At 47.4% G+C, this 6,133-nt stretch carries 7 protein-coding genes; 5 read left to right on the top strand and 2 right to left on the bottom strand.

Annotated features, from left to right (window positions below; translation table 11 throughout):
- Together RMO84_RS08265 and hpf are read right to left on the bottom strand one after the other, a co-directional pair.
- Positions 1-790 (bottom strand): FHA domain-containing protein (locus RMO84_RS08265; protein ID WP_310487988.1); only part of this gene is annotated, 790 nt, incomplete at its 3' end.
- A 181-nt stretch (positions 791-971) separates the two neighbouring features.
- The gene (gene hpf, locus RMO84_RS08260) at positions 972-1,604 is read right to left on the bottom strand and encodes a ribosome hibernation-promoting factor, HPF/YfiA family (RefSeq protein ID WP_310487987.1); all 633 of its coding nucleotides are present in this window, start codon (positions 1,602-1,604) and stop codon (positions 972-974) included.
- A 548-nt stretch (positions 1,605-2,152) separates the two neighbouring features.
- Between hpf and thrB the strand changes: the two genes are divergently transcribed.
- From thrB to RMO84_RS08235, 5 genes are all read left to right on the top strand, one after another.
- Entirely contained in the window at positions 2,153-3,052 is a 900-nt protein-coding gene (thrB, locus tag RMO84_RS08255) for a homoserine kinase (protein WP_310487986.1), read from the top strand.
- A gap of 82 nt (positions 3,053-3,134) precedes the next feature.
- Positions 3,135-4,136 (top strand): metal ABC transporter substrate-binding protein, encoded by a 1,002-nt coding sequence (locus tag RMO84_RS08250; RefSeq protein ID WP_310487985.1) that lies wholly within the window; start codon positions 3,135-3,137, stop codon positions 4,134-4,136.
- Positions 4,133-4,909 carry a metal ABC transporter ATP-binding protein gene (locus RMO84_RS08245; protein ID WP_310487984.1) on the top strand — a complete coding sequence of 259 codons (777 nt, stop codon included), beginning with the start codon at positions 4,133-4,135 and terminating at the stop codon, positions 4,907-4,909. The genes RMO84_RS08250 and RMO84_RS08245 overlap by 4 nt, the downstream gene beginning before the upstream one ends.
- Positions 4,909-5,796 carry a metal ABC transporter permease gene (locus RMO84_RS08240; protein ID WP_310487983.1) on the top strand — a complete coding sequence of 296 codons (888 nt, stop codon included), beginning with the start codon at positions 4,909-4,911 and terminating at the stop codon, positions 5,794-5,796. The genes RMO84_RS08245 and RMO84_RS08240 overlap by 1 nt, the downstream gene beginning before the upstream one ends.
- 139 nt (positions 5,797-5,935) lie before the next feature.
- A partial coding sequence (locus RMO84_RS08235) for a metallophosphoesterase (RefSeq protein WP_310487982.1) occupies positions 5,936-6,133 on the top strand: 198 nt, incomplete at its 3' end.

The raw sequence follows: 6,133 nt of genomic DNA, 5'->3' as shown, positions 1-6,133 counted from the left end.
GCTGTGTCAGCGTACTCGCACCTTGAGTGAGTTTCCCTTTTTGTCTAGAGACGACCAGCGCGCGTCCCACCCCCCAAGGATCGACACCAAAATGCCAGTAGAAGCGGCTATCTTCCGAGGCAATCAGCGCCTTGGGTAAATAGGGCGAGAAATCCGTCAGAGCTGTGAGATCTTTATGTGCGCCGACTTTTGGCGGACGGAGGGGTTCTACCATCCCCTCGGCATAGACCATTACTGGCCCATTAGCATCGGGTAAAGGGTTAACATTAATTTTGGTGGATTCAGCAACGATCGCCAGTAGCAGCAAACTCAAGATACTACCCGTACCATACAAGCCATACCGCAGCATGCGCAGATATGTCGGTGGCGGATCGAGATAGGTAATTTTGACTGCGGCTTTGAGTTCTGGAGGCCCGAGGGTAAAGGTATCGCCGTTTCTGAGCGTTACGCGATCGACTCTTTTTTTGCCGCGATAAATCCCGTTGGTCGAACCTTCATCTTTGAGTAAAAAGCTGGTACCTTTGGTGCGATCGCGTTTTAATGATAGGTGAACTTGACTGACGACCTCATTGCGCACCACAATATCGCAAGACTGCGAACTGCGTCCCAATACATATTTTTCCCCTAGCAGCGGGAAGACATCCGGCTGCGGCGCATCGGCATCTTGGACTAGTAATTTGGGAACTCTGGCATTGGGTTTAAGAGCCAATCGGGTAAAGTTTACCTTCGTCCGATTAATGACTTGAGTAATTTGAGCCAGGAGTGTCTTTTTGGGCGGCTGGGAAGACATTGAGGGGCTTAAGGGGGTAGGGATTTAGCTGCTAGGGGCGATGATGCCATGTCACCTCTTTATTTTAGCCCACGCCGCCCGATCGCTAAAAAATCAGGAGGATTGCTGGTAAATCCTCCTGAAATCTGAATTTAAATTGTCTCATTCGGCGATCGAAATCGATCGCCAAGCGCGAGTAAAATTACGTTGCCGCAGTAACTTTGCGATCGCTATGACTGCCATTTTTTTCATTACCACCAGGACGCGGTTGAATTACACCAAAGCCGCCATGATTGCGCCGATAAACGACATTTACTTCGCCAGTTTCGGCACTGCGATACATGTAAAAATCGTGATCGACTAATTGTAATTGCGCTACAGCTTCCTCGATCGTCAATGCGGCCATCGCGAAGTATTTGGTGCGGACTACCTCGGCTGGTAATGTCGCCGATCGATTGTCGGTGAGATTATAGTCTAATAATGCTAAATCTAAATCTTCACTCAGATCTTTCCCAGCATCCGTCCGTTCTTTTTTAGTAAAATTGCGTTCTTTATACTTCCGTAATTTGCGCGAGATTTTGTCAGCCACTAAGTCGATACTTGCATACAGATGTTCGCTGGCTTCTTCGGCCCGAATCACTGCACCATTGGCATAAATTGTTACCTCAGCTACCTGTGCTGCGGCAATGCGGGGATTTTTAGCAACTGATAGATTGATATCGATTCCGGTAGTTATGTTTTCAAAATGGCTCACTGCCTTTTCGATTTTTTGATTCACATAATCGCGGATGGCATCGGTAATTTCGATGTTCTTACTCTGGAGCACAAGCTTCATAAGCATCTCCCACTATTTAGATTTGATTTAAGGTTGAGATTGGCAGAAAAGTTTTGGAAGCGATCGCTTCCGCTGTAGCGAATCTTACTTGCTGAATTGACTAAATTGCTCAAGACTACTACTGGTAGTTTGCAGTCAAATTTTGTCAAAGATTATCCACAGAAGGGATAATATAAAAACCTCACCTTAATTTGCAAATATTTTGTGTCTGCTTATACACTAACACCTTATTTCCGCATCGTCACATTAGTTCGATCGCCTGGTTAAAATACTTTGCATTTTGTGACATTCAGTTACATCTCGCAGGATATCGCATCTCCTTTACAATTATTGTTAGATAACACACAGTTTAGGGGATAGGGGATAGGGGGTAGGGATTAGGGAGTAGATAAGTAACGCATGTGTAAAATGGGACTTTGTAACTGCTCTACTAAATAAGTAATTCATTTGCGTTGGCGATGGCGCAGCCATCTTTATAAATCCCTATCCCCTATCCCCTACTCCCTATCCCCTACTCCCTATCCCCTACCCCCTATCCCCTACCTCCTATGACAACCATCCGCGTCCCCGCTACCACTGCTAATTTAGGAGCGGGATTTGACTGTATTGGTGCTGCTTTGAGCTTGTACAACGAGTTTACCTTCACCCCGATCGATACCGAAACTTTAGTCATTGCCGTGCAAGGGTTGGAAGCAGCCAGAGTCAATACCGATGCTAGCAATCTGGCTTATCAAGCTTTTCTCAAGCTTTATAGTAGGATCGACCTGACACCACCAACGATTCAGCTAGAGATTAGGCTCGGCGTCCCTTTAGCTAGGGGACTAGGTAGCTCGGCTACCGCGATCGTCGGTGGCTTACTCGGTGCCAATGCTGTAGCTGGCAACCCGCTCTCAGAGTGGGAAATAATGCAACTGGCGATCGAAATGGAAGGACATCCCGATAATGTGGTACCCGCTCTGATTGGGGGTTGCCAATTAGCCGCAACAGCCGCTACTGGTTGGGCGATCGCGGATATTCCCTGGCATAATACGATCGTGCCGGTAGTGGCGATTCCCAATTTTGAACTCTCCACAGCCCAAGCGCGCAGCGTGCTGCCGAATGAATATAGCCGTGCCGATGCGATTTTTAATACCGCCCATTTGGGCTTAATGATACGCGGCTTGGAGACTGGTAATCCCGAATGGTTGTCTGCGGCATTAACCGATCGCATCCATCAACCCTATCGTCAAAAGTTAATCCCTGGCTATGCGGATGTCGAGCGCGCCGTCATCGCCGCTGGTGGCTATGGGATGGTCATTAGCGGGGCTGGCCCGACTTTACTTGCTTTGACCGCTAACGAGCGATCGGCGGCTGTTGCTGAGGCAATGAGTACCGCTTGGGCGGCACATCAGATTCAGGTTCAGGCACAGCCACTGACTGTAGACATGCAGGGGGCTGTCGTTAGTTAAAGTCGCTGTTTTCGATCGTTAGTTCATTTTTCTTAATCATTATGTTAAATTTAGAAATATGAGATAATTATGAAATATTGTCATGAGTCGTCAGCTCGGACTAAAGCACATCTGGAATAGGCCGACAGGCGATGCCGATCGATCGGGGCAACGCGGTCATTTTGTAGTGAGTGTTTACCGACAAGCATTAGCAGCACTGACAGTATTGGCAGTGGCGGTACTCAGCGGCTGCGGCGCGCCAGTCGATCGTGCCCCGCCAACCGATCGGAAGGTAATTTTAACCACATTTACCGTCCTAGCAGACATGACGCGGAATGTCGCTGGCGATAAAGTGAATGTCGAATCGATCGTCAAACCTGGAGCCGAGATTCATGGTTACGAGCCGACGCCTAGCGATTTGAGTCGGGGGCAAGGTGCTGTTGCGATCTTCGATAACGGTTTCAATTTGGAACGGTGGGCGAATAGGTTTTATCGGAGTTTTCCCAAGGTGCCCCACGTTACATTGAGTGAGGGCGTGAAACCAGTAGAAATTGGCGGCGATGCCTATCGAGGCAAACCCAATCCTCACGCTTGGATGTCGCCCCAAAATGCCCTCTTATATGTCGAAAATATCCGCATCGCGTTGGGCAAAATCGATCCGACTAATGCCAAAACTTACGACACAAATGCGGCAACTTACAGCCAGCAAATTCGGGCACTCGATACCAAACTCAAACAAGTAGTTGCCAAAATTCCCGCCGATAAGCGTTACCTAGTCAGTTGCGAAGGTGCATTTACCTATCTAGCCCGCGACTATGGACTTAGAGAAGTCTACATCTGGCCGGTTAATGCCGAACAACAAGCCACACCCCAGCAAGTTCAACGCGTTATCGATACGGTTCGCGCCCAGCAAATTCCCGCAGTGTTTTGTGAAAGTACCGTCGATAATCGAGCGCAACAGCAGATCGCCAAAGAAACAGGTGCCAAATTTGGGGGTGTCTTCTATGTCGATTCGCTCTCACCACCGAATGGCTCCGCCGCAACTTACTTGAAATTACTAGAACATAACATTAATACGCTGACTGAGGGGATGACTGCCAAATGAATGCAATTGGAATTGACATCGAGAATGTAACTGTTGCCTATCATGGAAAAGTCGCGCTCCATAGTGCTTCACTGCAACTTCAGAGTGGTTCGATCTGTGGATTGGTGGGGATGAATGGTGCTGGCAAATCGACACTATTTAAAGCAATTATGGGCTTTGTCAAACCGACAACCGGACGAGTTTTGGTCAATGGTTTACCAATCCATCAAGCCCAGAAAAATAACCTCGTTGCTTATGTCCCGCAATCCGAAGAAGTAGACTGGAATTTCCCCGTGAGCGTCGCGGATGTAGTGATGATGGGGCGGTACGGTTATATGAATGTATTGCGAATACCCCGATCGAGCGACAAAAAAGCAGTACGCGAAAGCTTAGAACGTGTCCAGATGTGGGATCTACGCGATCGGCAAATTGGCGAATTATCCGGCGGTCAAAAGAAGCGGACATTTTTCGCCCGCGCCCTCGCCCAGCAAGCCCAAGTTTTATTATTAGACGAACCATTTGCCGGGGTAGATGTCAAAACCGAAAAAATGCTGATCGACTTATTACTACAACTGCGGCAACTCGGCTACACAATTTTAATTTCGACTCACGATCTAGCCTCGATCGCTACATTTTGCGATCGAGTGGTACTCATCAATCGCAGCATTCTGGCATATGGAAACACCTCAGATGTGTTTACACCAGAAAATATCGCACGTGCTTTTGATAATTCTCTAGGAGATTTAGCGAATGTCGATCGCCAGTTGAATGGTTCAAATCGGGAGCAAAGATAATGGATGTAATTAACTGGCTAGCCGCACCATTGCAATATGAGTTCATGGTCAAAGCGATTGGGGTGAGTGCCCTAGTCGGCATGGTGTGTGCGGCACTTTCTTGTTACATGACGTTAAAAGGCTGGTCGCTGATGGGCGATGCTGTCTCTCATGCGGTGTTGCCAGGAGTGGCGGTTGCCTATCTGCTCAATATCCCGCTCGCCATCGGTGCATTTGTGTTTGGTGTCGGTTCGGTCATCGCGATCGGATTTATCAAAGCGCAAACTAGAATCAAAGAAGATACCGTAATTGGGTTGGTATTTACGGGCTTCTTTGCATTAGGCTTAGTCTTAATTTCCAAAGTCCGTAGCTCGATCGATCTGACTCATATTCTGTTTGGTAATGTTTTGGGTATTGCCGATGCAGATATCATCCAGACGGTAATTATTAGTGTCTTTACGTTAGTCACGCTGGCAATCTTCCGCAAAGATTTAATGCTGTTTTGCTTTGATTCTAGCCACGCACGCTCGATCGGTTTAAACACCACTTTTCTATATTACGTTCTATTATCCTTACTCTCCCTAACTGCCGTAGCCGCACTTCAAACCGTAGGCATTATTCTCGTCGTCGCTATGTTAGTGACCCCAGGAGCGACTGCCTATCTATTGACCGACAGGTTCGATATCATGATGCTAATCGCCATGGCTTCAGGGATATTTTCGAGCGTAATGGGAACGTATATTAGTTACTATATCGACGGCTCGACTGGCGGCTGCATCGTCGTCTTGCAAACATTGTTATTTATCATTGCCATGATTTTTGCACCCAAATATGGCTTGTTAGCTAAGATGCGCGATTCAAAGTCAGCGATAATTTCCGAGAGCGAGCATCTCGATAAGCGATCGTAAAAGGGAATAGCTTGCTACCTCTGTGCGCCTCTGTGAATCCTCCGTATCCCTCTGTGTTGAATACACACCCTCAACGCAGCAAAAGACCTTAGCAGGAAAAGATGAGGATGGCTATAGTTTAATATTTTAGACAGAAATTATGCGATCGATCGTTATTGGTGATATTCATGGTTGCTACAATGAACTGCTAGATCTACTAGCGAAAGTATCAATATCTGACACAGATCGTCTCATCTCCTTAGGCGATATAGTCGATCGCGGTGCCGATTCTGTCAAAGTCTATGACTTCCTCAAAAATCGTCCCAATTCGATCGTGTTGATGGGCAACCACGAACGC

The organism is Chamaesiphon sp. VAR_69_metabat_338, from assembly GCF_031423935.1.
In the GTDB taxonomy this organism is placed as follows: Bacteria; Cyanobacteriota; Cyanobacteriia; order Cyanobacteriales; family Chamaesiphonaceae; genus Chamaesiphon.
Note: the sequence above shows the minus strand (reverse complement) of the source record. Positions and strands in the feature narration are given on the sequence as shown.